Consider the following 23,783-nt stretch of genomic DNA (forward strand, 5'->3'; position numbering starts at 1 on the left):
GGGATGCAGGCACGACGACGTGACGCCAACGTTGTATGGCCATGAGTATTGAAGCGGCCATCGTGGTTTTTGGCATAGGACGCTTGTCTTGCCGCAACTGCAAATCCTTGGATCGGATGACCCGGCATGCCCACATGCGGAACAAACCTGCATGGCAGCGAGTTTCCCTCCGTCGAAACTTGAGGGAAAACCATGTCCAGATTTCTGCTTGCGACCTCCGTCGCCGTTCTTCTCGCCGCCGGGCCTGCCTTTGCCGCGGATGAAACTCCGCTGCCGCCACCCAATGCCAAGAAGCTGTCGGAGATCATCGCCAAGGTCGAGCAGCGTGACGGGTTTCGCTACGTGAAAGAGGTCGACTGGGACAAGGACGGCTACACCGTCACCTACTACACCTCGGACAAGGCAAAGGTCGAAATCGACTTCGATCCTGTGACGGCCGAACCAAAATAGGATTCGTAGGGATATCCTCGTCGCGAATGCGCTGCCTACGAGCATTCTCAACGACGAAACGGGAGCCCAAATTGTCCATCCTTGGGGTATGTTATGCGCCGGCGCGGGCCGCGCCTTGGGCAAACCTGTTGGCTTGGGGGTAGTGTCTCAGTTTGAAATTTGCGAAAGGTTGGCCACGAGCTTGTCGACGTGCGCCTCGAACGCCGCAACGTCGCTCTTAAGCGTCAAAGCTTCGGCGATGCCATAGCCTTTGGCAGAGCAAAGCAAAGCCAGCATGGCTAAGGCCTCTGCGCCTGCTATTGCGCCTTCACCCGCGATGCCTGGCATTCGCCTTGCTTCGTTCCATGACCGTTGAGCGCCCTTCCTCAAGACATCTCCGGTTTGTCGCCAGTCCTGAAACGCGGTCTCGCTGATTTGATCGAGGGCTTCCCGAAACTGCTCAACCCAGCCGCGATAACCGGATATGAAAGAATACTGCTTATACGGATTCATCTTGTAGAGCACGCGCTGGCGGATATCCTCGAACTCCAGCCGCAACTTTCGCACCCTCGTTATGTCGCTGTCGAAAAACCCGAACATCTCACCCCTCAAACGTCAGATTGCCGTTTTTTGTAAGGTCCGCGCTTACCGGCTTCGGCGCAACGGCGTCCATCTTCTCGCAAAGGTCCTCCATCGACCAGAGCGTCTTGGAAACGCCAGCGGCCATTGCCGGCGTCATTTTTCAGCGTCTTGTGCATTTTGATGAAGTTGTACCAGACGGTGTAAATGGCGACCATGTGGACGTGGTTTTCGAACTTCTTTGAGAACGCATTGGTCAAGCGCGTGAAGCGACGGTTTGCCATGCGCATAGTGAGATTGGCCCGCTCGATATGCGACGTGCTGACATGCACCGGATCAGGGTTGCCTTCAATCCGGGTCTTGGTCGCGCCAGTGCAAACGGCGGGGCTATAGCGGCGCTCTGGAGAGGTCTTCTTGCCTTCCGGCTCGCCGTACTGCTTTATGAGCATCGCATAGTCGATGTCCGCTCCAAAGACTTCCTCGACGGCATTGAGATAGGCGCGGTGACCATCGGTCGTAAGCTGGACGCGATTGGCAAGGCGCTCTTTCACGTCGTCCATAAAAGCTAACGCATATTCGCCATCGCGACCGCCGACGAGCCAGGAAATGATAAGCTTACTGTCGCTGTCCAGAGCGGTCCACGTCCACACGTCGCCAGCGCCGTCAACTGGCTGCTTCATGTCCGAAACGTCCTTCGCCTTCGCGCCGACGAACGACCAGATTTCATCACACTGGACGCGCTTGGAAGCGACGTTGCGGACTTCGCTGTCGTGCAGATCGGCGCAGAATTTGCCGGCAAATTCGATAGGCGCTTTCGCAAATTTCAAACTGAGACACTACCGGCTTGGGGGCCGTGATGCGATGTTTCGTTAGAACTTATTTGCTGTCTGTGCTCGCCATCGTCCCAGCCGGCAGTTTCCTTGCCGTTTCTCCGGCGCGGGCCGATGGGCCGTCCTTCGACTGCGCCAAGGCAAGCCTGCCGGCGGAAAAGGCGATCTGCGCCGATCCGCAACTGTCGGCGATCGATCTACTGGTTTCGAAGGCGTACAAGGGTTTCGAGCCGGCGTTCGGCGGCGACAAGCGCAAGATTGCCCGCGGGCTGATCGCCGACCGCAATGCCTGCAAGAGCGATACGGCCTGTGTCGTCAGCGCGCTCAACAACGCCTTGCAGACCTATGGGAATGCGCCATCCTGGGTGCAGGACTACAACGTCGCGCTGATTGGCAAGAAGGCGCTCGAAGCCGCCGGGCGAAACCCCGGGCGTAACGATCAGCCCTTGCCCTTAGCAATCGGCCAATGCGCATCGACGCACATCAAGACGCTTACCACGCGCCTCGGCGACGATCCGCTGGAGACGGCCAGTCCCGACGCGGGCAGCGCGGCCACGTTCACCAATGGTGGCGGGGCTGTCTCCTATGATCGCGAGCCTGGATTGGCCGCCTCGAAAGTTGGAGAACCGGTCATCATGTGCTTGATCGCGATTCCCAGGGACTGCCCCAAGGACGACGACCGTGGCCGGGTCTATTATTCCGTCGACCTCGTCGCGAAAGGCTCCTGGGCTCTGCCGGATTCGCAGCATATGTGCGGCGGCGCCTGAGTGGCTGGTCCGCCTGCGTCAGGCTTCGACGCTGGCCAGGTCTTCCGTCTCCCCTTGCGTCAATTCGCCATTGATGGCTGACTGTAGGATGAACGGGCTTCACGGGGGTGGGCATGTCGACTGCGAAGCACTTGATGAAGCGCGTCCTGATGATGCTGGCCGGTTATCTTGTCGCCATACTGGTTGGGCTGATCGCCGTAGTGGCGATTTATGCGGCGCTGAGTTCCCTGCCCAACGCGCCCGCCTATTTCGACCTCATGGGCGTCTCACCGATCGCTGCCTTGGTGGTGCCGCCGCTCGGCATGTTCATCTATTTCCTGACGGTTGTGCTGACCGCGCCACAGACGCTGATTTTCGCGCTGATCGCCGAGTTTTTCTCCCTGCGCAGCGCGCTGCTGCACATGCTCTTCGGCGCCGCCGCAGCGGCCGGCGGCTTCTTCCTGATCTGGCCGAGCGCGGCGGAGGACGTCGATCCGGAGCGCTGGGTCGATATCGGCATCATCGCCGTCGCCGGTCTTGTGGCCGGGCTGGTCTATTGGCTGATCGCCGGGCGCGACGCCGGCTTCCGGCGCCCGCTGTCAGAGAGTCAGCGATTAGCTCGAGGGTGAGCGCGCCGCCTCGGTCGCATCCAGGGCCTGCTTTAGCCGGGAATCGCGGTCATAGACGTCGCTGAAATACTCGACCTTGCCGGACATGTCTGGCCAGGCGGTGAAATAGGCGACATAGACCGGGATTTTGCGCGTTACATCCTCGGTCGAGTGTCCGTGCTTCAGCTTCTCCGCGATATAATCGACCGTGGTGCCGAGCACCGCCGCCGCCATGCCGCGCGGATCTTGCAGGCGTACACAGCCATGGCTGAGCGCGCGCATATCCTGCTTGAAGAACGATTTCTGCGGCGTGTCATGCATGTAGATCGCATGCTTATTGGGGAACAGGATCTTCAGTTCGCCCAACGCATTGGCCTCGCTCGGCTGCTGGCGCACATTGTAGGGAATGTTGGCGCCATAAGCGCCCCAGTCCACTGCCGACGAAGGAATGCGCTTGCCGCGTGAATCCGTCACCTCGTAGCCGGCACGGTCGAGATAGCCGGGGTCGCCGCGCAACCTCGGCAGCATTTCGTTGACGATTATCGACTGCGGCACGCCCCAGTAGGGGTGGAAATCGACCTGCTTGATCTGATCGTAGAAGAAGGCCGTCTGGTTGGTAACCCGACCGACGACGGCACGCGTCTTCAGCTTTTCCTGGCCGTCGTCAATGTAACTTGCGGTGAAGGCGGGCTGGTTGATGAAAACGCGCGGACTGCCGAGATCGGAAGGCAGCCAGCGCAGTTCTTCCAGCGCCACCTCGACCTTCAGCAGCCTGTCGGCCTTCGACGTCCCAGCCAGTGTGGCGACGGTACGCGGTCCGATGACGCCGTCACCCTTCATGCCTTCCTTCTGCTGCACCGCCTTGATGAGCGGGACCAGTTCGGGAACATAGACTTCGCTGGTCGCCAAACGCGACAGGACCTCGCCATAGCTGCCGCCCATCTCGTCGTCGAGATTACGCGCGATCAGCGACAGGAGCTTTGGCAGTTCGGGGCTGGTTTCGCCTGGCTTCAGCAGCAGCTTGGGATCGACGACGATCTCGTTCTCGGCACTCGCCTGCAGCGATTCCAGTTCGACGCGCAGCGCCTGATACTCCGCATTCTGCGGATGGCGCGATTCCAGATATGTGCGAACTTCCTGTGTATGCGCCAGTGTCTTCAGCACGCCTATCATATCGAGCGGCTTGGCCGGGAAATCGTAGTAGCCGGTCATACGATTGGGCTCGACACGGCCGCTCTGGGCGTCATGGGCGTAACGCAGGACGCGTGCCGACAGCGCCATCTCGAAACGGACGAGTTCCTTTAGCTTGGCTGCGTCATCTGTCGAGGTCGAACTGGTGGCCGGCACGTCGACGGTGTAGTCGGCAGGCGTGAGGCCGTAGCTGGCAGCCTCGCCGAGCACCCGCACGGCATCTTGCGCACGGCTGTTGGGGCTGGTTCCGCTCACCCAGATGAAATCCGGGTTGGCCGAGTAATAGGCGATCAGCGCCTTGGCGATGTCGGGCTCTGCGTAGAGTTCATAGTCGCTGAGGCCGGCAATGGCATCGTGGAAGGCAGCACCGGTGGCCGAAGGAACGAAAGCGGCATCCTGCGGTGTCGCCGGCTGCGGCGCGGTCGCTAGCTTCGAGAAGTCGACACGCACCAGCCTGTCGGCCTTGTAAGTATAGTATGACGGACCGCTGATCCTCACGCTACCGTCGCCGCTGCCGGCCGGCGCCTTCGGCTTGTGCTTTGGCGGAGGAGGCGGAAATTCGCCCTTCGGCTCATGCCTGATCCCGCCGCCGAACAGCATGTCGAAAAGCCCTTGGGCCCCTGCCTGTGGCATGCCGAAGGCCAGCGTCGCCGTAATCGCCACCAGCGGCATCACGGTTGCTTTTTTACCGAGGAATTTCATGGATCACCCGCTCCGGTCGCAACCGGTTCCCGTTCCGCACGATAAACCGTCCCGCTCACCGCATGGCGGATGTAAGGCGCGACTATACCGATTCATACCGATTTCGTTAAGCTTTCATAAATTTCGGCAGGGCTGTTGCAGAACGGTTTCACAACATCGTGACGGCCGGCGCGACCGAACTGTCGCCCCGGCCACGGGAAGCCTCGCGCCTCAAGCGTTTGCGCCGCCGTCGATGGTCAGCGCGGCTCCGGTGACGAAACGGCCCTCCGGTCCGGCGAGCCAGGCAACCATGCCGGCGATATCCTCCGCCTTGCCGAATCGCGGGGTCGCCATCTTCTGGCGCTGATGGTCGGCATGCGGGCCGTCGGCCGGGTTCATGTCGGTATCCGTCGAGCCGGGATGGACGACATTGGCGGTGATGCCGCGTGCCCCGAGGTCGCGGGCCAATGCCTTAGTCAGGCCGACCAGCGCCGCCTTGCTGGCCGAGTAGGCTCCCAGGCTGGTGTCGGTGACCCGCTCGGCCAGATTGCTGCCGATCGAGATGATCCTGCCGCCCTCGCCCATGTGTCTTGCCGCCGCTTTCGAGGCGATGAACGGCGCCCTCAGATTGACCGACATGGTTTCGTCGAATTCGGCAAGCGACAGCGTATCGATCGGCGCTGCGCGCCAGATGCCGGCACTGTTGACCAGGATGTCGAGCCGGCCGAAGGCGGTCACCGCATCGGCAACCGCTTGGTCTATGGCGTCGGCATCACGGTTGTCGGCCTTGATCGCGATGGCGCGACCGCCCTTGGTCTCTATCTCGGCGACGACGGACCGAGCCAGTTCCTCTCCATGCACGTAGGTCAGCGCGACATCGGCCCCGTCTGCCGCGAGCCTTCGCGCGATTGCCGCGCCGATACCGCGGCTGCCTCCGGTGACGAGTGCCGCCTTGCCGTTCAAACTTCCTGATGACATCGATTTCTCCATTTATGTATCGATTGATACATAAATATCTGCCAACCTTGCCCAGTCGCGTCAACTCATTTATGTATCGATCAACACAGAAAAGGGCGTCATGTCGGAAAGAGGCCGTCCCCGCACGTTCGACCGAACCGCGGCCCTGCGGCGCGCGATGGATGTGTTTTGGGCCAAGGGCTATGAAGGCGCGTCGATCAGCGATCTCGCCGCCGCGATGGGCATCAATTCGCCGAGCCTCTATGCCGCCTACGGTAGCAAGGAGGCCCTGTTCCTCGAGGCGACCGATCTCTATTCCCGCGTGGAGGGCGCCGACATCTGGCTCGCGCTGGAAGAGGCGCCAACGGCGCGCCTTGCGATCGAGCGGTTTCTGCGCCGCACTGCAAAGGCCTATTCGCAGACGGGTCGCCCGCAGGGCTGCCTGATTGCCCTGGGTGCGCTGCATGAAGACTCGAGCCGAGGCGCGATCTGCACGGATTTGCGGCGCCGCCGCGCCGAGAATCTTGCCGCCTTGAAGAAGCGTCTCGAGCGCGGCGTGGCCGAGGGTGAACTGCCCGCCGGCTTCGATTGCCGTGCCGCGGCGACCTTTTTCGCAACGGTCCAGCACGGCATGTCGGTCCAGGCGCGCGACGGCGCTTCCCGGGCCGCCCTGCTGGCGACGGTGGCCGGGGCAATGGCTGCCTGGAAGACCATGGCCGGCACCGTCGAGGCGTGACAAACATCGTTCATTGTGCTCGAAATCCGCCTTGCCAGCAAACCTGCGGCCGGGAGGGACGACAGTGAAAAAAGGGTATCGCGAACTGCTGGATGAGGCCAACGCCGAGATCGAAGTGGTCTCGCCCGAGGAAGCGGCAGGACTGCTTGAAGACGAAGACACCATTTTCGTCGATCTGCGCGATCCTCGAGAGATCGAGCGTGACGGCAGAATTCCCGGCGCCAAGCATGTCACCCGTGGCATGCTGGAATTCTGGATCGATCCCGAAAGTCCCTACCACAAGCCGTTCTTTGCTTCCGGAAAAAGCTTCGTCTTCTTCTGCGCCGGCGGCTGGCGTTCGGCGCTGGCCACCAAGACCGCACAGGACATGGGGCTTTCGCCGGTCAAGCACATTCTCGGCGGCTACACGGCCTGGAAAGCGGCCGGGTTGCCCGTAGAGCCTGGGGAAAAGAAGAAATAGCCTGAATGCCGCTCAGTGGAGCAGAGACGACCCGCGCTGCGTGGTCACGAAGCCGACGGCGCGTTCAACCACACCCTTGTCGGCCAGAATGCGGCGATGGCCAAGCCCGTCGGCCCAGTGCAGCCGCACATGGTCACCGGCGGCGGCATAGCGTCGTGCGTGTTCAGCCGGTACCTCCCGGTCGTCAGGCGCGTGGATGACCAGCGTCGGCACGAGCGCCTGGGCAAGCTGGCGGTCACCGGTGAATTCATGCAGCGGCCGGCCGGAGAGATATTCGACGCGGTCAGCCATCGCGACTTGCGAGCGCGGACCGACATTGAGCATGCGGCTGAAGTCGTCGAAAATTGCCGGCAGTGAGCTTGGCGCCGCAATCAGCACAAGACGTGCGGCCGCCAGTGGTAGGATGTCCTTGACGGAGCCGGCGATGGCATTGGCGGCAACAGCGCCTCCGAAGGAATGGCCGACGGCGGCCACGAATGGCCCGAACCATTCGCCGGCCACTCTTGCGGCTTCGACGGCGTTGACCATGTTGAGGTGCCTGCCCTGCGAATGGCCATGACCGGGAAGATCGAGCGAGACGACCTTGTAGCCGGCAGCGCGAAACCCTTCGATTAGCACGCGCATATATTCGGTACGCGAGCGCCAGCCATGGATGACGAGAACGGTGCCGGCAGGCTCGCGGCCCTGCTCGGGGCGGAATTCATGCACCATGACGCAGCCGGTCGCGGTCTTCAGCCGGTGATGCCGCGCCTCGGCCATGAATTCCGCGGCGCGGTCGATAGCGCGGCGCTCGCCGTCGGTCAGCGTCCTGGTGCTTGGCGTACGGCAGAACAATTCGAAAGCCGCGCGTCCGGTGATGCGCGGCGCGACATGTTCGGCCGCACCAAACACACCTCGGATGACCTTCAGCCCGAATGATGCCATAGTCAGAATCCATCCATACGTTCAAGCATGAACATAATAGTTCAAAGATGAACAATAAACAAGAGCTACCCTGGGACAGCCCGCGTTTTCGCAACTGGGTCGCGGTGGCGCGCGCCTGCCATGTGCTGGAGCGCACATTGGCGGTGAAACTCGCGCCACTCGATCTGAAGCCGGCGCAGCTCGACGTGCTGATGAATCTCTACCGCCATCCCGGCATGTCGCAGCACGACCTTGCCCGCAAGCTGCTCGTGGGCCGCTCCAACATCACCATGTTGTTGCCGCAGCTCGAGACACGTGGCCTGCTGCGGCGCGAAGGCGACGAGAAGGACAAGCGCGTTTTGCGGCTTACGCTGACCGAAGCCGGCGAGGCGCTGCTGATGCAGGCGCTGAAAGTGCACATGGCGCTGATCGAGAAGGCGATGAGCCAGTCGACGCCGGAGCAATGCGACATGATCGGCGACCAGATGCGCAAGATCTATGACGTGCTGAACGAGGCGTGACCGCCCTTTCAGTAGATCACCACATCGATTTTTTCGCTCGTTCCGGCCATTCCCTGTCGTAGGTTTCGCCGTCGATATTCTTGCGGCTGGTGATTTCTAGGATCTTTCCGGGTGTCGGCAGCGACTTCGGGTCGACATGTCTCTCCGGATTCCACAGCTCCGACCGCACGATCGCCCGGGCGCACTGGAAATAAACCGAATCGACATCGATCACGGTGACCGAACGCGCCGGCTTGCCGTCGACCATGAACGACGCGCACAGCGCTGCATCCGTGGTGATATGCGCCCGGCCGTTGATGCGCAGCGTCGTGCCGGAGCCCGGCACCAGGAACAGCAGGCCGACGCCCGGGTCGCGGATGATGTTCTTTAGCGAATCGGCACGGTTGTTGCCGCGCCGGTCCGGCATCATCAGCGTTTTCGCATCGACGATGCGGACGAAGCCCGCGAGATCGCCGCGCGGCGAACAGTCCAGCCCCTCCGGACCGCTGGTCGCGAGCGCGACGAAGGGCGAGGCTTCGATAAAGGCGGCGTATTCGGGAATGACATGGTCGAGTTCCTTGACCACGGAGGCTTCGCCGGGCAATCCGTAGAGGGCTTCGAGTTGTTCGACTGTGATAATCACCGACATTTTTCCGTCTCCCGATCTGCCGCCCCTACTCCCGGCACATGACGTTTTGACGACGCAACGGCGGCTAACGATCGCGGCTCAAGCCCTTCTCGGCAAGCTCCGCGAGATAGGCGTTCCATCGTGCGTCCTTCTCGTGGCCGAGCGTGTGCAGGTAATTCCAGGTGAAGATGCCGGTGTCATGGAAATCGTCGAAGGTGATACGCACGGCGTAATTGCCCACCGGTTCGATCTTTAGGATGGCCACATCGCGTTTGCCGGGAACCGTCACTCTCTGTTCCGGCGAATGGCCCTGCACTTCCGCGGAAGGCGATGCCACGCGCAGCAATTCCGCCGGCAACTCGAACGGCTGATGGCCGGGAAACGTCACGGTGAGCAGCTTACGGTCCCTGGAGACCCTCAGTTCTTTTGGCGCTGTCATGGTCGATCCTGCCTGAATGCCCTTCCCTACGCTGCTTCGCCCCGTACGCAAAGGCGTCAACGGTGTCCGACACGCAATGTCGGTCGCGGAATGTTACCAAGGATCGAGGCAAGCTATCTTGAATGGCGGGCTGGATCGTATCACATAGCTATATATAACGATGCCGATAACGGCCACGGAAACGTTCGAACATGAACATGATCGACCCCTTCGGTCGCACGATCAGCTATCTCAGAGTGTCGGTCACCGACCGTTGCGATTTCCGCTGCACCTATTGCATGGCGGAGGACATGGCCTTCTTGCCCAAGAAGGACCTGCTGTCGCTGGAAGAACTTGACCGGCTCTGCTCCGTCTTCATCGAAAAGGGTGTCAGACGGTTACGCCTCACCGGCGGTGAGCCGCTGGTGCGCAAGAACATCATGCATCTGGTGCGCCAGCTTTCGCGGCACCTCGAAAGCGGCGCACTGGAAGAACTGACGTTGACCACCAACGGCTCGCAGCTTTCGCGCTTCGCCGCCGAACTCGCCGATTGTGGTGTCAAGCGCATCAACGTTTCGCTCGATACGCTCGATGCCGACAAATTCCACGCCATCACACGCTGGGGTCATCTCGACAAGGTCATGGCTGGCATCGACGCGGCTCAGGCGGCGGGACTCAAAGTCAAGCTCAACGCGGTGGCGTTGAAGGATTTCAACGACGCCGAGCTGCCCGAGATGATGCGCTGGGCGCATGGCCGGGGCATGGACCTGACCGTCATCGAAACCATGCCTATGGGTGAGATCGATGCCGACCGCACCGACCAGTATTTGCCGCTGTCGCTGCTGCGCGCTTCGCTCGAGCGCCAGTTCACGCTGACCGACATCCGGTTCAAGACCGGTGGCCCGGCACGCTATGTCCATGTCAGCGAGACCGGCGGGAAACTCGGCTTCATCACGCCGATGACGCATAATTTCTGCGAAAGCTGCAATCGGGTCAGGCTGACCTGCACGGGCACGCTTTACATGTGCCTTGGCCAGGAGGATGCGGCCGATTTGCGCGCGCCGCTGCGCGCGTCCGAAGGCAACGAACTTGTCGCCGACGCTATAGACGAAGCAATCGGCCGCAAGCCGAAAGGCCATGACTTCATCATCGACCGCCGCACCAGCCGTCCGTCGGTGTCACGGCATATGAGTGTCACGGGCGGCTGACCTTCTCGTCTTTTTGTGCGAGAATTGCCCTGCAATCTCGGCTTCGGGGCAGACATGCGGTGGCTCTTTTCGATCGTGACATCTCTCGCCGCGGGCTCGGCGAGCACTGCGTTTGCCGCGCAATCCACCTACGTGAACGAGCGCTTCGGCACCGTCTGCACTTTTCCCGACGATGTCTTTACCGATCGCCAGCCCGAGCCTGAGAATGGCGACGGGCAGGTGTGGCGGAGTGCGGACAGCGCCAGCCTGACATGCTCCGGCATATTCAATGTCGATGACGACACGCCGAAGGGATTCATTGCCGGCGAAAGAGCGAGCAACGAGCCGGGCTACGAGGTCACCTACAGCAAGGCCGGCAAGGACTGGGCGGTGCTGTCGGGCGTGAAGGATGGAAAGATCTTTTACGAGCGGCGGCTGTTTGGCAGGGATGGCGTCATCCGCACGGTCTGGATCGATTACCCACCGGCGCTGAAATCAAAATATGACCCGCTGGTCGGCGTCATCGCCGGCAGCCTAAAGGGGCCATGAGCCATAGCTGGTCACGAGCATTTTAGCCACACCGCAAGCAAATCTTTGTCCGCAAATGCCGGTCTGATTTACTGGTGATGGTTTCCCGCCTAGCCTCCGTTCCCTAGCGGCTCATCGCTTTTTCGGGGGATAACATTATGCGCCAACTTCTTCTTTCTTTCGCCTTGCTCGGCTTGGCCACCTTGCCCGCGGCTGCCCAGTCGATCGGCGGCACTTACACCGTCGCCGGCACCAATTTCGACGGTTCGTCCTATGACGGCGAGGCCACCATCACGCTGACCAGCGGGACCACCTGCGCGATCCATTGGGAGACGGGCGGCTCATCCTCCGATGGCATCTGCATGCGCAACGACAACGCATTCTCCGCCGGCTACGCAATGGGCAAGGATATCGGCCTCGTCGTCTACAAGGTTGAGGATGACGGGTCGCTGCATGGCCTGTGGACCATCGCCGGCAAGGAGGGGAATGGCACCGAGGTGCTGACGCCGAAGAAATAGGGATCGCCTCGGCTGTACAGGTGTCGGGAGGCAATGCCGCCTTCCGACAGAATTCGTGTCTGATCCAGGATGATTTCACGCCGGCGACGATGGGTATCCGGTCCTGGCCCAGCCCTTTGCTGTTGCTGTTTCGTTGCGGGCTGTTACAGGCTTGCATGCCAAAGCAACCGGTAGATGTCTTGCCCCTTTCCCCAAATCTTCGCGGCGCGTTGTTCATGGTGGTGGCGATGGTTGGCTTCACGCTCAACGACGCCATTACCAAATACTCTTCCCAGTCGATGAACATGGCGCAGGTCATGCTGATCAGAGGGGCGTTCGCCTCGCTCTTCGTCGGCCTGCTGGCCTGGCAACGCGGAGCGCTTGTCCAGCCTCGCCTGATGCTGCAGCCGCTGGTGGCGATCCGTGTGCTGAGTGAAGCGGGCGCCACTGTGTCCTTCCTGGTCGCCCTCGCCCATTTGCCGATCGGCAGCGTTTCGGCCGTCTTGCAAGCACTGCCGCTGGCGGTGACGATGGGCGCGGCGCTGTTTTTCGCCGAAGCGGTTGGCTGGCGGCGCTGGTTGGCGATCGCTATCGGTTTTGCCGGGGTAATGATCATCGTGCGGCCGGGTTTCGAGGGCTTCAGCGTCTATTCGCTGGTGGCGCTGGCCAGCGTCGCGTGCTGCACGGTGCGGGACCTCGCCACCAAGCGCATCCCCCAGGCCATCCCGACGATGCTGGTATCAACCGCCACCGCGCTTGCCATGACCGTCGTCGGCGCGTTTCTGTTGACGCCGCTGGGCGGCTGGACACCGATGACAGGCAAAAGCACGGCGCTGCTGGCGCTGGCGGCAGTGCTGGTGCTGATCGGCTATCAATTCATCATCATGGCGATGCGTTCGGGCGAGATCTCCTTCATCGCGCCGTTCCGCTATACCGCGCTCCTCTGGTCGATACTGCTTGGCCTGATCATCTTCGGTGACATACCGGACATGCCGATGATCGCCGGCGCGGCAATAGTCGTCGGCTCGGGCCTCTATGCGCTTTATCGCGAGCGCATCGTCGGCCGGCGAAGGATCGTCGCCGAAAGCACCGGCCCGGCCATGGCGCCGGAAGGCCTCTAGCACTCCCTTGAAGCCGCTTGCGATTTCCCGCGGCTGGCGTACAGGCTGGATGGCATGAAGCGCGATGTCGCTGGGATCATTCTGGCCGGTGGCCAGTCGAGACGAATGGGCGGTGGTGACAAGGCGTTGTTGCCGCTGGGCGGCGGCTGCTTGCTTGACCAGGTCCTGTCGCGGTTTGGCCCGCAGTTCGAGACCCTGGCGCTTAATGCCAACGGCGACCCGGCACGGTTTGCCCGTTTCGGGCTGCCGGTGCTGGCCGATACCATCGAAGGCTTTGCCGGGCCCCTTGCCGGTATCCTCACCGGCCTGGAATGGGCCGCTGCCGGCAGGCCTTGCAAGGCGGTCGTCACTGCTGCCGGCGACACGCCTTTCCTGCCGCTGGATCTCGTCGATCGTCTGGCGGCGGCAGTCGATGAGCGTCCCGGTTCGATCGCCGTCGCTTTCTCGTCAGGCAGGCGGCATCCAACCTTCGCGCTATGGCCGACCGGATGCCGCGAAGCCTTGCGGCATTTCCTGGTCGACGAGGACAACAAGCGGGTTTCGGCCTTCATCGAGCGGCACGACTATGTCGAAGTGGAATTCCCATTCCTGCAATCCGCCGGACAACCAATCGATCCTTTCTTCAACATCAACGTGCCGGACGATCTTGCCCTGGCCGAACACCTGTTGCAGAGCATGACGCCATGAACAGACGCATCTTCGGCATTACCGGCTGGAAAAACTCCGGCAAGACCACACTCACCGAGAAGCTGGTCGCCGAGCTTGTGCGGCGCGGCTGGAAGGTCTCGACGGTCAAACACGCCCATCATGATTTCGACATCGACAAGCCAGGCGCGGACAGCTTCCGCCATCGGCAGGCCGGCGCAACCGAGGTTGCGATCGTGTCGGGCAATCGCTGGGCGCTGATGCACGAGTTGCGTGGCGAGCAAGAGCCGCCGTTGGACGCGATCCTCTCGCGGCTCGCCCCGTGCGACATCGTGCTGGTCGAAGGCTACAAGCGCGAATCCCACCGCAAGATCGAAACGAGGCGGCTGGAAGCGAGGGACCGGACGCCGCTTGCGGCGGGTGATCCCAATATTGTCGCCGTCGCCGCGGATTTCGCCATCACCGACAAGAGCCTGCCAGTGTTCGACCTCGACGACGTAGAATCCATAGCCGACTTCATCGAGCGCACGACCGGCCTCGTTGCTTGAGATGTAACGTAAGGGCAGAATCCCATTACCGATTTTGGCGGTTTTGCAGTTGCTTTTTTCTTGGAAAGAGTGGGAGTATCGGCCCAGCGGGCGGTCAAAAAGCACCGCCCCACAGAGCCGTTTCGGAACGACGGCCGGGACCATAAAGAGAGGACTATCATGCGTATTGCACTGCGTATCGCGCTCGCCGTATCGGCTGCGCTGCTGACGCTCGGCGTAGCCCAGGCCCAGGAAAAGACCCTGCGGATCGGCACCGAAGGCGCCTACCCCCCATTCAACAACCTCACCGCCGATGGCCAGCTTGTCGGCTTCGACATCGACATCGCCAAGGCGCTTTGCGATGAGATGAAGGTCAAGTGCACCTTCGTCGCCCAGGATTGGGACGGCATCATTCCCGCACTTCAGGCCGGCAAGTTCGATGCCATCGTCGCCTCGATGTCGATCACGCCGGAGAGGAAGGAGAAGGTCGACTTCTCGCACAAATACTACAACACGCCGTCGGCGCTCGCCGTGCCGAAGGATTCGCCGCTGAAGGGCGTGACCAAGGAAGACCTCGCCGGCAAGAGCATCGGTGTCGCCACCACGACCACCCATTTCAACTATGCCTCAAAGACCTACACCGACAGCACCGTCAAAGGTTATCCGAGCAGTCCCGAGGAGCAGGCAGATCTTGCCAATGGCCGTCTCGACGCTATCGAGGACGATATCGTCGTGCTGCAGCAGTGGCTTGATTCGCCTGACGGCGCCTGCTGCAAGATCCTCGGCCAGCCCTCGCCGCAACCTGTCGAAGTTTTCGGTCCTGGCGCCGGCATAGCCGTTCGCAAAGGCGAGACCGACCTGGTCAACAAGCTGAATTCCGCCATCGACGCCATCCGTGCCAACGGAAAATATAAGGAAATCAACGACAAGTACTTCAAGTTCGACGTCTACGGCGCCGAGTCCTGATCATCATTACCAAGGCGGCAGGGAACCCCTGCCGCCTTTCATCTCAGGAGCGCCGTGGGGATAAGACCAGTCAATGCCAGCCCAAAGCATATGGACACTGCTGAGTTGGGGACCCGAGGGCTGGAGTGACGATATTGCGTATGGCGCGCTGGTCACCATCGCGCTTGCCCTTGCAACGCTGCCGATCGGCCTGACGATCGGCTTTTTCGTCGCCTGGGCCAAGCAGTCCGAAGAACCGTCGCTGCGGGTGGCCGCCAACATCTACACCACCGTATTTCGCGGCCTGCCGGAACTGGTGACGCTGTTCCTGTTCTTCTTCGGCATGCCCATCCTGCTGCAATATGTCATCCGCCTGTTCAAGCCCGAGGCGACGGTCGACGTCGACAGCTTCATCGCCGGCATGATTGTGCTGTCGCTGATCTTTTCCTCCTACGCCAGCGAGGTATTCCTCTCCGCCTTTCGCGCCATTCCCAAGGGCCAGTATGAGGGCGGCTACGCGATCGGCCTGTCGACATGGCTGACCATGCGCAAGGTGATCCTGCCTCAGCTGCTGCGCATCGCTTTCCCCGGCCTCGAGAATTGCTGGCTCAGCCTGCTCAAGGACACCGCCCTGGTCTCGGTCGTCAACCTCGCCGAAACCCTGCGCAACGCGGGGGTGGCGGCGCGTGTCACGAAACACGCGTTCCTGTTCTACAGCGTCGCGGCCCTGGTTTTCCTCGTCCTGACGATCCTGTCGTCGATCGCGACCGGGTTCATCTTGCGTTCGCTGGGACGGAGGGAGGCACGATGAGCGTCAGCCAAGCTATCTCCGTTGACCGGCCGCCGCCGCAGGCACGCGGCTGGCCACGCACCCGTATCGTCGGGTACGCGCTCGTCGGCCTCTGGATTCTCTTCGGCCTCGGTATCCTCGCCTATCTCATCTATGCCTGGAATGGCGAGTTCTTTGCCAGATATGCGCCTGCCTATCTGCAGGGGCTGTGGACCACGCTGTCGCTCGTTGCGATCTCGATGGTGGTCGGCGCGATCTTTTCGCTGCCCGTCACCTATGGCCGCATGTCGAAGAGCCGTTTCCTGTCCGGCCTTGCCTATTGCTATGTCTATTTCTTCCGCGGCACGCCACTGCTGGTCCAGGTCTACCTCGTCTACTATGGCTTGGGTTCTTTCCGGCTGCAGCTCGAATCCATCGGGCTGTGGTGGTTCTTCCGCGAGGCCTTCAACTGCGGCGTCTTCGCCTTTGCCCTCAACACCGCGGCTTATCAGGCCGAGATCCTGCGCGGCGCCATCGAAAGCGTGCCCAGGGGCCAATGGGAAGGAGCCGCCTCGCTCGGCCTTCACAAGCTGCAGACGCTGCGCAAGGTTGTCCTGCCGCAGGCGTTTATCGTGGCATTGCGGCCCTACGGCAACGAGCTGGTTCTGATGATCAAGGCTTCGGCGATCGTCGCCATCATCACCGTCTACGACCTGATGGGCAACGCGAAGCTCGCCTACGCCAAATCCTTCGATTTCCAGGCCTATGTCTGGGTCGCCATCGTCTATCTTGTGATGGTCGAAATCCTGCGCCACGGCGTCGAATGGATCGAGCGCCGGATCACGATCCACCTAAAGCGCTGAACCGTTCCTGATCGGCCTGTGCCAGTCGATGCGGCGGTGCGCGCCTTGACGAATTCGTCGCATGGCCTAGAGCTTCCGCAGCTGAAATCTCTGTTTCGCCGGAAGGACAAGGCATGGCATCGGTGGCATTTCTCGGTCTTGGCGTCATGGGCTATCCCATGGCCGGACACCTGAAGAACAAGGGCGGCCACGACGTCACCGTCTACAACCGCACCCAAGCCAAAGCCGAACAATGGGTCACCCAACATGGCGGCAGCCTTGCCGCGACGCCGGCCCAGGCCGCCGAGGGCAAGGATTTCGTCTTTTCCTGCGTCGGCAACGACGATGATTTGCGCTCGGTGACCACGGGGTCGGAAGGCGCCTTCAAGGCGATGGAGAAAGGCTCGGTCTTCATCGACAACACCACGGCGTCGGCTGAAGTCGCGCGCGAACTGGCGCAATCCGCGCAATCGGGCGGATTCTCATTTCTCGACGCACCGGTCTCCGGCGGTCAGGCCGGCGCGGAGAACGGCGTTCTGACCGTCATGGTCGGTGGCGATGAGGCTGCGTTCGACAGGGCCAGGCCCGTCATCGACGCCTTTGCCCGCATGGTTGGACTGATGGGGTCGGCGGGCGCCGGCCAGCTCACCAAGATGATCAACCAGATCTGCATCGCCGGATTGGTGCAGGGACTGTCGGAAGGCATCCACTTCGGCAAGAAGGCCGGCCTCGACATCGAAAAAGTCATTGAGGTGATTTCCAAGGGTGCGGCCGGTTCGTGGCAGATGGAAAACCGACATAAGACCATGAACGCCGGCAAATATGATTTCGGTTTCGCCGTCGACTGGATGCGCAAGGATCTCGGCATCTGCCTGGCGGAAGCCGACCGCAACGGCGCCCGGCTGCCGGTGACCGCGCTTGTCGACCAGTTCTACAAGGACGTGCAGGCGATGGGCGGCAAACGCTGGGATACATCCTCGTTGCTGGCCCGGCTGGAAAAATAGGATCGCGATGGCCGAGCTTTCGCCCCAATCCAGTGCAGAAGAAATCGTCGCGTATCTGCGCTCGATCGCCTCGGCGGAAAATCGTCTTGGCATGCTGCGCTACGGCATCAAGATCGAACGTGCGCTCGGCATCTCGCACGGTGTGCAGCGGCAGATTGCCAAGAAAATCAAGCGCAACCACGAGCGCGCGTTCGCGCTGTGGCAGACAGGTATCGTGGAGGCGCAATTCATCGCTTCCGTTACGGCCGACCCAAAGCGGTTTTCCGCCGCGGATGCAAGGCAATGGGCATCGAGCTTCGACTCCTGGGATATCGTCGATGGCGTCTCCGATCTGTTCGTCGACACGGATGCCTGGATAGAACTGATCAGCGAATTTGCGGCCGATGAACGGGAATTTGTTCGACGCACGGCTTTTGCCATGATGGCCTGGTCTGTCGTCCACCGGAAGAAAGAGCCGGAGGCGACCTTTCTCGCCTTCTTGCCCATCATCGAAGCGCAGGCCACCGACGCCCGCAATTTCGTGAAGAAGGGTGTGAATTGGGCCCTTCGTTCGCTCGGCAAACGGTCCATGGTTATGCACGGTGCTGCCCTTGCTGTCGCCGAAAGGCTCGCGCAATCGACCGACAAGACCGCGCGCTGGATCGGCAAGGATGCTGTGAAGGAACTATCGGATGCCAGGACAATCGAGCGCCTCGCCGCCAGAAAGACCTGACAGGTTGAGGAGTGCTGCGGCCGGTTCTCGCCCGACATATGATGCGGCTCGAGCATTGACGCCACCGACGGCGGCGTCTTTACTCGCCCGCAAAGGATGCGGCCATGACCCATTTCAAATCAATCCTGGCGCTTGCTGCCGCGCTTGCTCTCTCCACCGCCGGCGCTTCGGCCGAAACCACGCACATCTTTTGGAAGGATTTGCGCCCAGTAACCCAGGCGGTTGCCGAAGACGCCGGCCTGCCGATGATCGCGGCGAAACTGCCGGATCACGGCGAGACGCTGTCGGTTGCCCTGCAGGGCAAAACGGTACAATTAGCCGGCTATGCATTGCCGGTCGATCGCGACGGCGATCTCGTCTATCAGTTCCTGCTGGTGCCTTGGACCGGCGCGTGCAGCCACATGCCGACGCCGCCGCCCAATCAGATCATGCTGGTCACGCCTGCCCGTCCCTACAAGATGTCGAAAGCCTACCAGCCGGTCGCCGTTACTGGTGCCCTGAAGCCGGAGATGGAGAAAAGCCAATTGTTCATTCTCGACGGCGTCAGCGTCATCCAATCCGGTTACGCCGTGCGCAAGGCAGATGTCATGGCCGTCGACACGGTGCCGGATTCCGTCGTATTGCCGGTGAACTCGCCCTGGAGTTTCCTCAACAAGAAGAAGAATTGAGTTGCGGGATCAGGCCGCGTTGGCGCCCGACTCCTTGTCCAGCACCATGTAGTCGAGCGGGATTTCGGTCGTGTACTTGATCTGCTCCATGGCGAAGGACGACGACACGTCCCGGATCTCGATCTTGGCGATCAGCCGCTTGTAGAAAGCGTCATAGGCGGCGATGTCGGGCACCACGACACGCAACAGGTAATCGACGTCGCCGCTCATGCGATAGAATTCGACCACCTCGGGAAATTCCTGGATGACCTCGGAGAACCGGCGCAGCCATTCATGGCTGTGCGAATTGGTGCGGATCGACACGAAGACGGTGACCCGCACATTGACCTTTTCGTGGTCGAGAATGGCGACGCGCCGCTTGATGACGCCCTCCTCTTCGAGCTTCTGGATGCGCCGCCAGCACGGCGTGGTCGACAGGCCGACTTTCTTGGCAACGTCGGCGACCGCGAGCGTCGCGTCCTCCTGCAGGAGGCGGAGAATTTTTCGGTCAAGGCGATCCATCGGAGGCTCCTGGTGGAATAGTTTCGCTATATTCCCTTTTATTTGGGCCGTTCACAAGAAAGAAATTCTGCTGCCTGCGCCGAAAGCGAGTGATTTCTTGCTGAATGCCTAACCGAGGCGATAGCGGATTTCCGACCGCAGGAAAGGCAGCAAATCCATTTCAAACCAAGGATTCTGCTTCAACCAGCCAGTGTTGCGCCAGGATGGATGTGGCAATGGCAGCACTTTGGGGCCGACGGAACTCCCCCAGATGGCGCGCCAGTTCATCACTGTTTCCGTCAGCGAGGGGCGGCGCGCCGCGCCCATGTGCCAGGTCTGCGCATAGATGCCGATCGCCAGCACCAGGTCGATCCGCGGCATCGACGCCATCAAGGGCGCGCGCCAGGCCGGGGCGCACTCACGCCTCGGCGGCAGGTCGCCGCCCTTGGCGTCCTGTCCGGGAAAGCAGAAGCCCATCGGCACAATGGCGAATTTCTCGATGTCATAGAATTCGTCGCTGGTTACACCGAGCCAGTTGCGCAGGCGGTCGCCGGAAGCGTCGGTGAATGGCATGCCCGACACATGCACCTTGGTTCCGGGGGCCTGGCTGGCGATCAGGATGCGGGCGCTTGACGAGGGTCGCAGCACCGGACGCGGCTTGTGGGGCAGCGGCTTGCCGGCGGGAGTGTCGACGCAGATGCGGCAGGCGCGGACCGTCGCGGCGAGCCTGTCCAGTTGGACGCTCAAGCGGCGGCACTCGGGCGGCTGGAGACGGCCTTATGCCAACGTAGCACATTGGTGCATTCCTCCGGCACCTTGATGCGTGCCGGCTTCATGAAGTCGATCGCGATCAGGCCGGTGATGTCGGCAATCGAATAGTTGTCGCCGGCGGCGAATTCGCGGCTGCCCAGTTCAGCGTCCAGCAGCCTGAGAAAATCCACCGCCTTCGGCTTGTTGGCCTCGCCCCATTCGGGAATCTGCGGGATTTCCCATTCCTTCATGGCCGGATGGATGTGGCGGAAAGCTTGCGTGACGCTGCTGAGCAGGTTGAACTCCATCCGCCTCTGCCACATCTCGACCTGCGCCTTGCCAAGTGCGCCGCGCCCGAACAATGCCGGCTCGGGATAAAGCTCCTCGAAATAGCGGCAGATAGCGACGGATTCGGTAAGGATGGTGCCGTCATCGAGCTCCAGAACCGGCAGGCGCCGCAGCGGATTGCGCGAGCTGACCGGCTGCTGCTTGTGTTCCAGTGCGCCCATGTCGATGGGCACCAACGGAACCGTGGTCCCCTTTTCAGCGAGGAAAACGCGAACCCGCCGTGGGTTGGGCGCACGACCGCCGTCGAACAGCTTCATTTCGATCCTCCTTTTCCTTTCGCCAGACATGCTTCACCAGAACCGAAATATCTCGCGCACGGCATCGCCGATCGACGCCAGCATGCCATGTTTTCGCTCCACGACATCGCCGTGGTGGCTGTCGCGCCAATCCTGCGGCTGGTCGAACGTGCCCGCCCAGATGCCAATCCTTGCGGCGCGCGCGGTGGCTTCCTCGCCTTCGAAGTCGCCATAGGCGACGGCCCAGCCCGCCTCGACCTGGGCGCGGTTGAGGTCGGTGCCGCCGGCCTTGCAGTCGCCAAGCAACCGGCCATAGCGATCGCGCTGCCAGCCGCTGCAAGTGACCGGCCTGCCGGCGATCAGCCGCACCAGCGATTGGCGCGCCTGAGTACCACAGGCATAGTCGGCGCCGCTCTTGCGGCAGGTCTGGGTATACTCCGGAGCGTCGATGCCGCGCATACGGATGCGCTCGGCGCCGAGCGTGATCGAATCGCCGTCATTGATGATGGCCGTACCTTGCGTCTTGCGTGTCTCCACCCGGTCAAGACGCACCGCAAGCAGGATCAACAGCCCCAGAATGATGACGGTCAGCCCGTAGTCCAGCAGCTTGCGCCACAGGCTTCTGCGGCGAGGTGCCGCGTACCGCGGGCGCGACCTTGGCGACCAGGAACGGCTCATATGGCAAACGGTTGGTTAATCATTCGAACGTAGCTTAACACCTTGAAATCGCTGCGCGCATAAATTGAAGCTTTTGATGCCCTTGCAACGCTCGAACACAGCGGACAAGTTCATTGTGGACCGCAGGAAACGGCATCGCAACAGCGATGTCGCGCGCGCGGTGCGCAAGACGCGCGACCGTCTTTCGCAGCAGGCCGGCAATCCCGATTTCGATCGCGAACTGCTGAAGCTCCACGCCCGGACCATGACAAGCGGTGCCGTCGTCATCCCGCTGCTCGTCCTGGTGATCGCCGCGGCCGGCCGTTTGGCCGGTGTCGGCAATGAGATCGGGCTCTGGGCTTTGTTTACGCTCACCTGCTATACAACAGTCGTCTTCATGGCGCGGCGCATCGAGCGCACGGAAGCTTCTGAACTCAACTCATTGCAAACGCGAAGGGAATTCCTGGTCGGGCATTTCCTTTGCGGCCTAGGCTGGGCCTGGTTCGTCTGGCTGGGCTGCGGCGCCTGCGAGGTCGACCAGTTCCAGGTGATCAAGGCGGTGGTGCTCCTGTTCGCCATGGCAGGGACCGCGCTCATGGCCTCGTCCCTGAGCGGCGCCCTGCTGGCGACCTTCGCGTTTCCAGTCGCGCTCTACGCCTATGCCGCGACCAGGTTGTGGATGCCGGTCGAGGCGATCATGGCCGGGCTGCTCGTCCTGTCGCTGCCTTTCTTCGCCTATATCGCCAGTCACCTCAATCGCTTCTCCCTGCTGCTCTTGTCGTTCCGCTCCGAAAAGGATGCGCTGATCGCCGAAGTGGAGACGGCGAAATCGATGTCGGACGAGGCGCGGCGGCGGGCCGAGGACGCCAACCTTGCAAAATCGCGTTTCCTCGCCTCGATGAGTCATGAATTGCGCACCCCGCTCAACGCCATTCTCGGCTTTTCCGAGGTGATGGCGAACGAGGTGCTGGGGCCGATGAGCAATCCCACCTATCGCGACTATGCCCATGACGTGCATGATTCAGGCCAGCACCTGCTCGACCTGATCAACGAGATCCTCGACCTGTCGCGCATCGAGGCCGGCCGATACCAGCTCAACGAGGAGCCGGTGATGCTGCTCAACATCGTCGAGGATTGCTGCCACATGATGGAGCTGAAGGCACGCAATAAGGATATCCGCGTCGTTCAGGATTTCGAACAGACATTGCCGCGGCTGTTCGCCGACGAGCGCGCCGTGCGCCAGATCGCGCTCAACCTTCTGTCCAACGCCATCAAATTCACCGCCACCGGCGGCGAAATCCGCGTCCGGGTCGGCTGGACGGCGGGTGGAGGACAGTACATTTCGATCAAGGACAACGGCCCCGGCATTCCCGAGGACGAGATCCCGATCGTGCTTTCAGCCTTCGGCCAGGGGTCGATCGCCATCAAGAGCGCCGAGCAAGGCACCGGGCTTGGCCTGCCGATCGTGCAAGGGCTGCTCGCCATGCATGGCGGCGAGTTCGAGCTTCATTCCAAGCTGCGCGAGGGCACCGAGGCGATCGCCATCTTCCCGCTGAGCAGGGTGATGGAAGAACTGCCGGCACTGCCGACCGCCGCGGTCGCCGCGCGACGGCGGTAGCGCCTTGGGCGCCTGCGTCGACACAGCCGAGAAAAGGAACGGACCATAATGACGGCGGAGTGGGATGCCGGCAGCATCGAAATCAAATCGCAGCGGCTTCGCCTGAAGCTGTTTGCGGCCGACGATGCCGCAGAAGTCTTTGCCGCCATCACTCCCGCGATCACCCGCTTCATGCAGTGGGAACCACCTCGATCACCAGCGGCTTTTGGCGAGGTATGGCGATCTTGGCTGGCCCCGATCCTTGACGGATCGGATTGGCATTTCGTCGTGCGTTCGTTGGCGGACGGTCGCTGCCTGGGGCTTGTCGGCCTTCATGCGGCCAGGACTGCTTGTCCCGAGATCGGAATTTGGCTAAGGGAGGACGTACATGGAAACGGCATCGGCCGTGAGGCCGTTGCCGCCGTGGCGGCTTGGGCGGCCGACGCACTCAATCCGGATTGCTTCGAGTATCCAGCCGCAGAAGAGAACGTGGCGAGCAGAAGGATCGCGGAAGGCCTTGGCGGTTCAATAGTCGAGACACGCTCGAATTCGAAATATACCTCGGTCGTCTATCGCATTCCCAATAGCCGGCGTTGACGCGCGA

Annotated in this window: 30 protein-coding genes and 1 pseudogene; 20 read left to right on the plus strand and 11 right to left on the minus strand. The window is 61.6% G+C overall.

Going from position 1 to position 23,783, the window contains the following annotated elements:
- Positions 1-192 precede the first annotated feature (192 nt).
- Positions 193-450: a PepSY domain-containing protein gene (locus FJ960_RS02140; RefSeq protein WP_027142686.1), complete on the plus strand. Its 258-nt coding sequence runs from the start codon at positions 193-195 to the stop codon at positions 448-450.
- 147 nt (positions 451-597) lie between these two features.
- Here the strand turns inward: FJ960_RS02140 and FJ960_RS02145 are convergent, their stop codons facing one another.
- Together FJ960_RS02145 and FJ960_RS02150 are read right to left on the minus strand one after the other, a co-directional pair.
- On the minus strand, positions 598-1,029 hold the full coding sequence (locus tag FJ960_RS02145; RefSeq protein WP_140711594.1) for a hypothetical protein: 432 nt from the start codon (positions 1,027-1,029) through the stop codon (positions 598-600).
- An 8-nt stretch (positions 1,030-1,037) separates the two neighbouring features.
- Positions 1,038-1,769, minus strand: a pseudogene (locus FJ960_RS02150) (IS1 family transposase); the annotation flags it as partial.
- A gap of 95 nt (positions 1,770-1,864) precedes the next feature.
- On the opposite strand from FJ960_RS02150, the gene FJ960_RS02155 reads away from it, so the two are divergent.
- Both FJ960_RS02155 and FJ960_RS02160 read left to right on the plus strand, forming a co-directional pair.
- Positions 1,865-2,605, plus strand: coding sequence for a lysozyme inhibitor LprI family protein (locus FJ960_RS02155; RefSeq protein ID WP_140711596.1), 741 nt, complete (start codon positions 1,865-1,867; stop codon positions 2,603-2,605).
- 113 nt (positions 2,606-2,718) lie between these two features.
- Positions 2,719-3,213 (plus strand): hypothetical protein, encoded by a 495-nt coding sequence (locus tag FJ960_RS02160; protein ID WP_140711597.1) that lies wholly within the window; start codon positions 2,719-2,721, stop codon positions 3,211-3,213.
- On the opposite strand, the gene FJ960_RS02165 is transcribed toward FJ960_RS02160, so the two are convergent.
- Together FJ960_RS02165 and FJ960_RS02170 are read right to left on the minus strand one after the other, a co-directional pair.
- Positions 3,199-5,085: a murein L,D-transpeptidase gene (locus FJ960_RS02165; protein ID WP_140711598.1), complete on the minus strand. Its 1,887-nt coding sequence runs from the start codon at positions 5,083-5,085 to the stop codon at positions 3,199-3,201. The genes FJ960_RS02160 and FJ960_RS02165 overlap by 15 nt on opposite strands.
- A 210-nt stretch (positions 5,086-5,295) precedes the next feature.
- Positions 5,296-6,042 (minus strand): 3-oxoacyl-ACP reductase family protein, encoded by a 747-nt coding sequence (locus tag FJ960_RS02170; RefSeq protein ID WP_140505373.1) that lies wholly within the window; start codon positions 6,040-6,042, stop codon positions 5,296-5,298.
- Between the two features lie 100 nt (positions 6,043-6,142).
- On the opposite strand from FJ960_RS02170, the gene FJ960_RS02175 reads away from it, so the two are divergent.
- Both FJ960_RS02175 and FJ960_RS02180 read left to right on the plus strand, forming a co-directional pair.
- Positions 6,143-6,757: a TetR/AcrR family transcriptional regulator gene (locus FJ960_RS02175; protein WP_140711599.1), complete on the plus strand. Its 615-nt coding sequence runs from the start codon at positions 6,143-6,145 to the stop codon at positions 6,755-6,757.
- Between the two features lie 64 nt (positions 6,758-6,821).
- Positions 6,822-7,217, plus strand: a complete 396-nt coding sequence (locus tag FJ960_RS02180) for a rhodanese-like domain-containing protein (protein WP_027142680.1) — start codon at positions 6,822-6,824, stop codon at positions 7,215-7,217.
- A gap of 12 nt (positions 7,218-7,229) precedes the next feature.
- On the opposite strand, the gene FJ960_RS02185 is transcribed toward FJ960_RS02180, so the two are convergent.
- On the minus strand, positions 7,230-8,141 hold the full coding sequence (locus tag FJ960_RS02185) for an alpha/beta fold hydrolase (RefSeq protein WP_140711600.1): 912 nt from the start codon (positions 8,139-8,141) through the stop codon (positions 7,230-7,232).
- Positions 8,142-8,188: 47 nt separating this feature from the next.
- Here FJ960_RS02185 and FJ960_RS02190 point away from each other — a divergent pair, with 47 nt between their 5' ends.
- Positions 8,189-8,641: a MarR family transcriptional regulator gene (locus tag FJ960_RS02190; protein ID WP_140711601.1), complete on the plus strand. Its 453-nt coding sequence runs from the start codon at positions 8,189-8,191 to the stop codon at positions 8,639-8,641.
- 16 nt (positions 8,642-8,657) lie between these two features.
- Here the strand turns inward: FJ960_RS02190 and FJ960_RS02195 are convergent, their stop codons facing one another.
- Entirely contained in the window at positions 8,658-9,269 is a 612-nt protein-coding gene (locus FJ960_RS02195; protein ID WP_140711602.1) for a pyridoxamine 5'-phosphate oxidase family protein, read from the minus strand.
- Positions 9,270-9,333: 64 nt separating this feature from the next.
- The gene (locus FJ960_RS02200) at positions 9,334-9,687 is read right to left on the minus strand and encodes a DUF971 domain-containing protein (protein WP_027142676.1); all 354 of its coding nucleotides are present in this window, start codon (positions 9,685-9,687) and stop codon (positions 9,334-9,336) included.
- Between the two features lie 191 nt (positions 9,688-9,878).
- Between FJ960_RS02200 and moaA the strand changes: the two genes are divergently transcribed.
- The 12 genes from moaA to FJ960_RS02260 all read left to right on the plus strand — a co-directional run bounded on the left by moaA (position 9,879) and on the right by FJ960_RS02260 (position 19,111).
- Entirely contained in the window at positions 9,879-10,874 is a 996-nt protein-coding gene (moaA, locus tag FJ960_RS02205) for a GTP 3',8-cyclase MoaA (protein WP_140505383.1), read from the plus strand.
- A gap of 54 nt (positions 10,875-10,928) precedes the next feature.
- A complete protein-coding gene (locus FJ960_RS02210) occupies positions 10,929-11,402 on the plus strand; it encodes a hypothetical protein (RefSeq protein WP_140711603.1) in 474 nt (157 codons plus the stop codon).
- Positions 11,403-11,539: 137 nt separating this feature from the next.
- Positions 11,540-11,899 (plus strand): hypothetical protein, encoded by a 360-nt coding sequence (locus tag FJ960_RS02215; protein WP_140505387.1) that lies wholly within the window; start codon positions 11,540-11,542, stop codon positions 11,897-11,899.
- 179 nt (positions 11,900-12,078) lie between these two features.
- The gene (locus FJ960_RS02220) at positions 12,079-12,999 is read left to right on the plus strand and encodes a DMT family transporter (protein WP_140711604.1); all 921 of its coding nucleotides are present in this window, start codon (positions 12,079-12,081) and stop codon (positions 12,997-12,999) included.
- A gap of 54 nt (positions 13,000-13,053) precedes the next feature.
- Positions 13,054-13,686, plus strand: a complete 633-nt coding sequence (gene mobA / locus FJ960_RS02225) for a molybdenum cofactor guanylyltransferase MobA (RefSeq protein WP_140711605.1) — start codon at positions 13,054-13,056, stop codon at positions 13,684-13,686.
- On the plus strand, positions 13,683-14,192 hold the full coding sequence (gene mobB, locus FJ960_RS02230; RefSeq protein WP_140711606.1) for a molybdopterin-guanine dinucleotide biosynthesis protein B: 510 nt from the start codon (positions 13,683-13,685) through the stop codon (positions 14,190-14,192). Before mobA ends, mobB begins: the two co-directional genes overlap by 4 nt.
- Before the next feature lie 159 nt (positions 14,193-14,351).
- Positions 14,352-15,137 (plus strand): ABC transporter substrate-binding protein, encoded by a 786-nt coding sequence (locus tag FJ960_RS02235; RefSeq protein WP_140711607.1) that lies wholly within the window; start codon positions 14,352-14,354, stop codon positions 15,135-15,137.
- 73 nt (positions 15,138-15,210) lie between these two features.
- Entirely contained in the window at positions 15,211-15,927 is a 717-nt protein-coding gene (locus FJ960_RS02240) for an ABC transporter permease (protein WP_140505395.1), read from the plus strand.
- Positions 15,924-16,748, plus strand: coding sequence for an ABC transporter permease (locus FJ960_RS02245; RefSeq protein ID WP_140505397.1), 825 nt, complete (start codon positions 15,924-15,926; stop codon positions 16,746-16,748). Before FJ960_RS02240 ends, FJ960_RS02245 begins: the two co-directional genes overlap by 4 nt.
- A gap of 113 nt (positions 16,749-16,861) precedes the next feature.
- Entirely contained in the window at positions 16,862-17,731 is an 870-nt protein-coding gene (locus tag FJ960_RS02250; protein ID WP_140711608.1) for an NAD(P)-dependent oxidoreductase, read from the plus strand.
- Positions 17,732-17,738: 7 nt separating this feature from the next.
- Complete coding sequence (locus FJ960_RS02255; RefSeq protein WP_140711609.1) at positions 17,739-18,443, plus strand: DNA alkylation repair protein; 705 nt, start codon at positions 17,739-17,741, stop codon at positions 18,441-18,443.
- Positions 18,444-18,547: 104 nt separating this feature from the next.
- The gene (locus FJ960_RS02260) at positions 18,548-19,111 is read left to right on the plus strand and encodes a DUF3299 domain-containing protein (RefSeq protein ID WP_140711610.1); all 564 of its coding nucleotides are present in this window, start codon (positions 18,548-18,550) and stop codon (positions 19,109-19,111) included.
- A 9-nt stretch (positions 19,112-19,120) separates the two neighbouring features.
- Here FJ960_RS02260 and FJ960_RS02265 read toward each other — a convergent pair whose 3' ends face one another.
- From FJ960_RS02265 to FJ960_RS02280, 4 genes are all read right to left on the minus strand, one after another.
- Positions 19,121-19,612 (minus strand): Lrp/AsnC family transcriptional regulator, encoded by a 492-nt coding sequence (locus FJ960_RS02265; RefSeq protein ID WP_006205209.1) that lies wholly within the window; start codon positions 19,610-19,612, stop codon positions 19,121-19,123.
- A gap of 108 nt (positions 19,613-19,720) precedes the next feature.
- Positions 19,721-20,338 carry a uracil-DNA glycosylase family protein gene (locus FJ960_RS02270; RefSeq protein ID WP_140711611.1) on the minus strand — a complete coding sequence of 206 codons (618 nt, stop codon included), beginning with the start codon at positions 20,336-20,338 and terminating at the stop codon, positions 19,721-19,723.
- Complete coding sequence (locus FJ960_RS02275; RefSeq protein ID WP_140711612.1) at positions 20,335-20,946, minus strand: glutathione S-transferase; 612 nt, start codon at positions 20,944-20,946, stop codon at positions 20,335-20,337. The genes FJ960_RS02270 and FJ960_RS02275 overlap by 4 nt, the downstream gene beginning before the upstream one ends.
- 33 nt (positions 20,947-20,979) lie before the next feature.
- Positions 20,980-21,603, minus strand: a complete 624-nt coding sequence (locus tag FJ960_RS02280) for a thermonuclease family protein (RefSeq protein WP_140711613.1) — start codon at positions 21,601-21,603, stop codon at positions 20,980-20,982.
- A gap of 76 nt (positions 21,604-21,679) precedes the next feature.
- Here FJ960_RS02280 and FJ960_RS02285 point away from each other — a divergent pair, with 76 nt between their 5' ends.
- The gene (locus FJ960_RS02285; RefSeq protein ID WP_140711614.1) at positions 21,680-23,200 is read left to right on the plus strand and encodes a HAMP domain-containing sensor histidine kinase; all 1,521 of its coding nucleotides are present in this window, start codon (positions 21,680-21,682) and stop codon (positions 23,198-23,200) included.
- A gap of 48 nt (positions 23,201-23,248) precedes the next feature.
- Complete coding sequence (locus tag FJ960_RS02290; protein ID WP_140711615.1) at positions 23,249-23,776, plus strand: GNAT family N-acetyltransferase; 528 nt, start codon at positions 23,249-23,251, stop codon at positions 23,774-23,776.
- The last annotated feature ends 7 nt before the right edge of the window (positions 23,777-23,783 follow it).

Source organism: Mesorhizobium sp. B2-3-11 (assembly GCF_006442215.1).
Classification (GTDB): Bacteria; Pseudomonadota; Alphaproteobacteria; order Rhizobiales; family Rhizobiaceae; genus Mesorhizobium; species Mesorhizobium salmacidum.

Excerpts from the sequence above, each read along its gene's own strand:
- FJ960_RS02185 (WP_140711600.1), bottom strand. The coding sequence starts at position 8,141 with ATGGCATCATTCGGGCTGAAGGTCATCCGAGGTGTGTTTGGTGCGGCC.
- FJ960_RS02250 (WP_140711608.1), top strand. The coding sequence starts at position 16,862 with ATGGCATCGGTGGCATTTCTCGGTCTTGGCGTCATGGGCTATCCCATG.
- FJ960_RS02195 (WP_140711602.1), bottom strand. The coding sequence starts at position 9,269 with ATGTCGGTGATTATCACAGTCGAACAACTCGAAGCCCTCTACGGATTG.
- FJ960_RS02255 (WP_140711609.1), top strand. The coding sequence starts at position 17,739 with ATGGCCGAGCTTTCGCCCCAATCCAGTGCAGAAGAAATCGTCGCGTAT.
- FJ960_RS02215 (WP_140505387.1), top strand. The coding sequence starts at position 11,540 with ATGCGCCAACTTCTTCTTTCTTTCGCCTTGCTCGGCTTGGCCACCTTG.
- FJ960_RS02280 (WP_140711613.1), bottom strand. The coding sequence starts at position 21,603 with ATGAGCCGTTCCTGGTCGCCAAGGTCGCGCCCGCGGTACGCGGCACCT.
- FJ960_RS02210 (WP_140711603.1), top strand. The coding sequence starts at position 10,929 with ATGCGGTGGCTCTTTTCGATCGTGACATCTCTCGCCGCGGGCTCGGCG.
- FJ960_RS02190 (WP_140711601.1), top strand. The coding sequence starts at position 8,189 with ATGAACAATAAACAAGAGCTACCCTGGGACAGCCCGCGTTTTCGCAAC.
- FJ960_RS02285 (WP_140711614.1), top strand. The coding sequence starts at position 21,680 with ATGCCCTTGCAACGCTCGAACACAGCGGACAAGTTCATTGTGGACCGC.
- FJ960_RS02155 (WP_140711596.1), top strand. The coding sequence starts at position 1,865 with ATGCGATGTTTCGTTAGAACTTATTTGCTGTCTGTGCTCGCCATCGTC.
- FJ960_RS02200 (WP_027142676.1), bottom strand. The coding sequence starts at position 9,687 with ATGACAGCGCCAAAAGAACTGAGGGTCTCCAGGGACCGTAAGCTGCTC.
- FJ960_RS02140 (WP_027142686.1), top strand. The coding sequence starts at position 193 with ATGTCCAGATTTCTGCTTGCGACCTCCGTCGCCGTTCTTCTCGCCGCC.
- FJ960_RS02260 (WP_140711610.1), top strand. The coding sequence starts at position 18,548 with ATGACCCATTTCAAATCAATCCTGGCGCTTGCTGCCGCGCTTGCTCTC.
- mobA (WP_140711605.1), top strand. The coding sequence starts at position 13,054 with ATGAAGCGCGATGTCGCTGGGATCATTCTGGCCGGTGGCCAGTCGAGA.
- FJ960_RS02145 (WP_140711594.1), bottom strand. The coding sequence starts at position 1,029 with ATGTTCGGGTTTTTCGACAGCGACATAACGAGGGTGCGAAAGTTGCGG.
- FJ960_RS02245 (WP_140505397.1), top strand. The coding sequence starts at position 15,924 with ATGAGCGTCAGCCAAGCTATCTCCGTTGACCGGCCGCCGCCGCAGGCA.
- FJ960_RS02275 (WP_140711612.1), bottom strand. The coding sequence starts at position 20,946 with ATGAAGCTGTTCGACGGCGGTCGTGCGCCCAACCCACGGCGGGTTCGC.
- FJ960_RS02170 (WP_140505373.1), bottom strand. The coding sequence starts at position 6,042 with ATGTCATCAGGAAGTTTGAACGGCAAGGCGGCACTCGTCACCGGAGGC.
- FJ960_RS02235 (WP_140711607.1), top strand. The coding sequence starts at position 14,352 with ATGCGTATTGCACTGCGTATCGCGCTCGCCGTATCGGCTGCGCTGCTG.
- FJ960_RS02160 (WP_140711597.1), top strand. The coding sequence starts at position 2,719 with ATGTCGACTGCGAAGCACTTGATGAAGCGCGTCCTGATGATGCTGGCC.
- FJ960_RS02240 (WP_140505395.1), top strand. The coding sequence starts at position 15,211 with ATGCCAGCCCAAAGCATATGGACACTGCTGAGTTGGGGACCCGAGGGC.
- FJ960_RS02290 (WP_140711615.1), top strand. The coding sequence starts at position 23,249 with ATGACGGCGGAGTGGGATGCCGGCAGCATCGAAATCAAATCGCAGCGG.
- moaA (WP_140505383.1), top strand. The coding sequence starts at position 9,879 with ATGAACATGATCGACCCCTTCGGTCGCACGATCAGCTATCTCAGAGTG.
- FJ960_RS02175 (WP_140711599.1), top strand. The coding sequence starts at position 6,143 with ATGTCGGAAAGAGGCCGTCCCCGCACGTTCGACCGAACCGCGGCCCTG.
- FJ960_RS02165 (WP_140711598.1), bottom strand. The coding sequence starts at position 5,085 with ATGAAATTCCTCGGTAAAAAAGCAACCGTGATGCCGCTGGTGGCGATT.
- FJ960_RS02265 (WP_006205209.1), bottom strand. The coding sequence starts at position 19,612 with ATGGATCGCCTTGACCGAAAAATTCTCCGCCTCCTGCAGGAGGACGCG.
- mobB (WP_140711606.1), top strand. The coding sequence starts at position 13,683 with ATGAACAGACGCATCTTCGGCATTACCGGCTGGAAAAACTCCGGCAAG.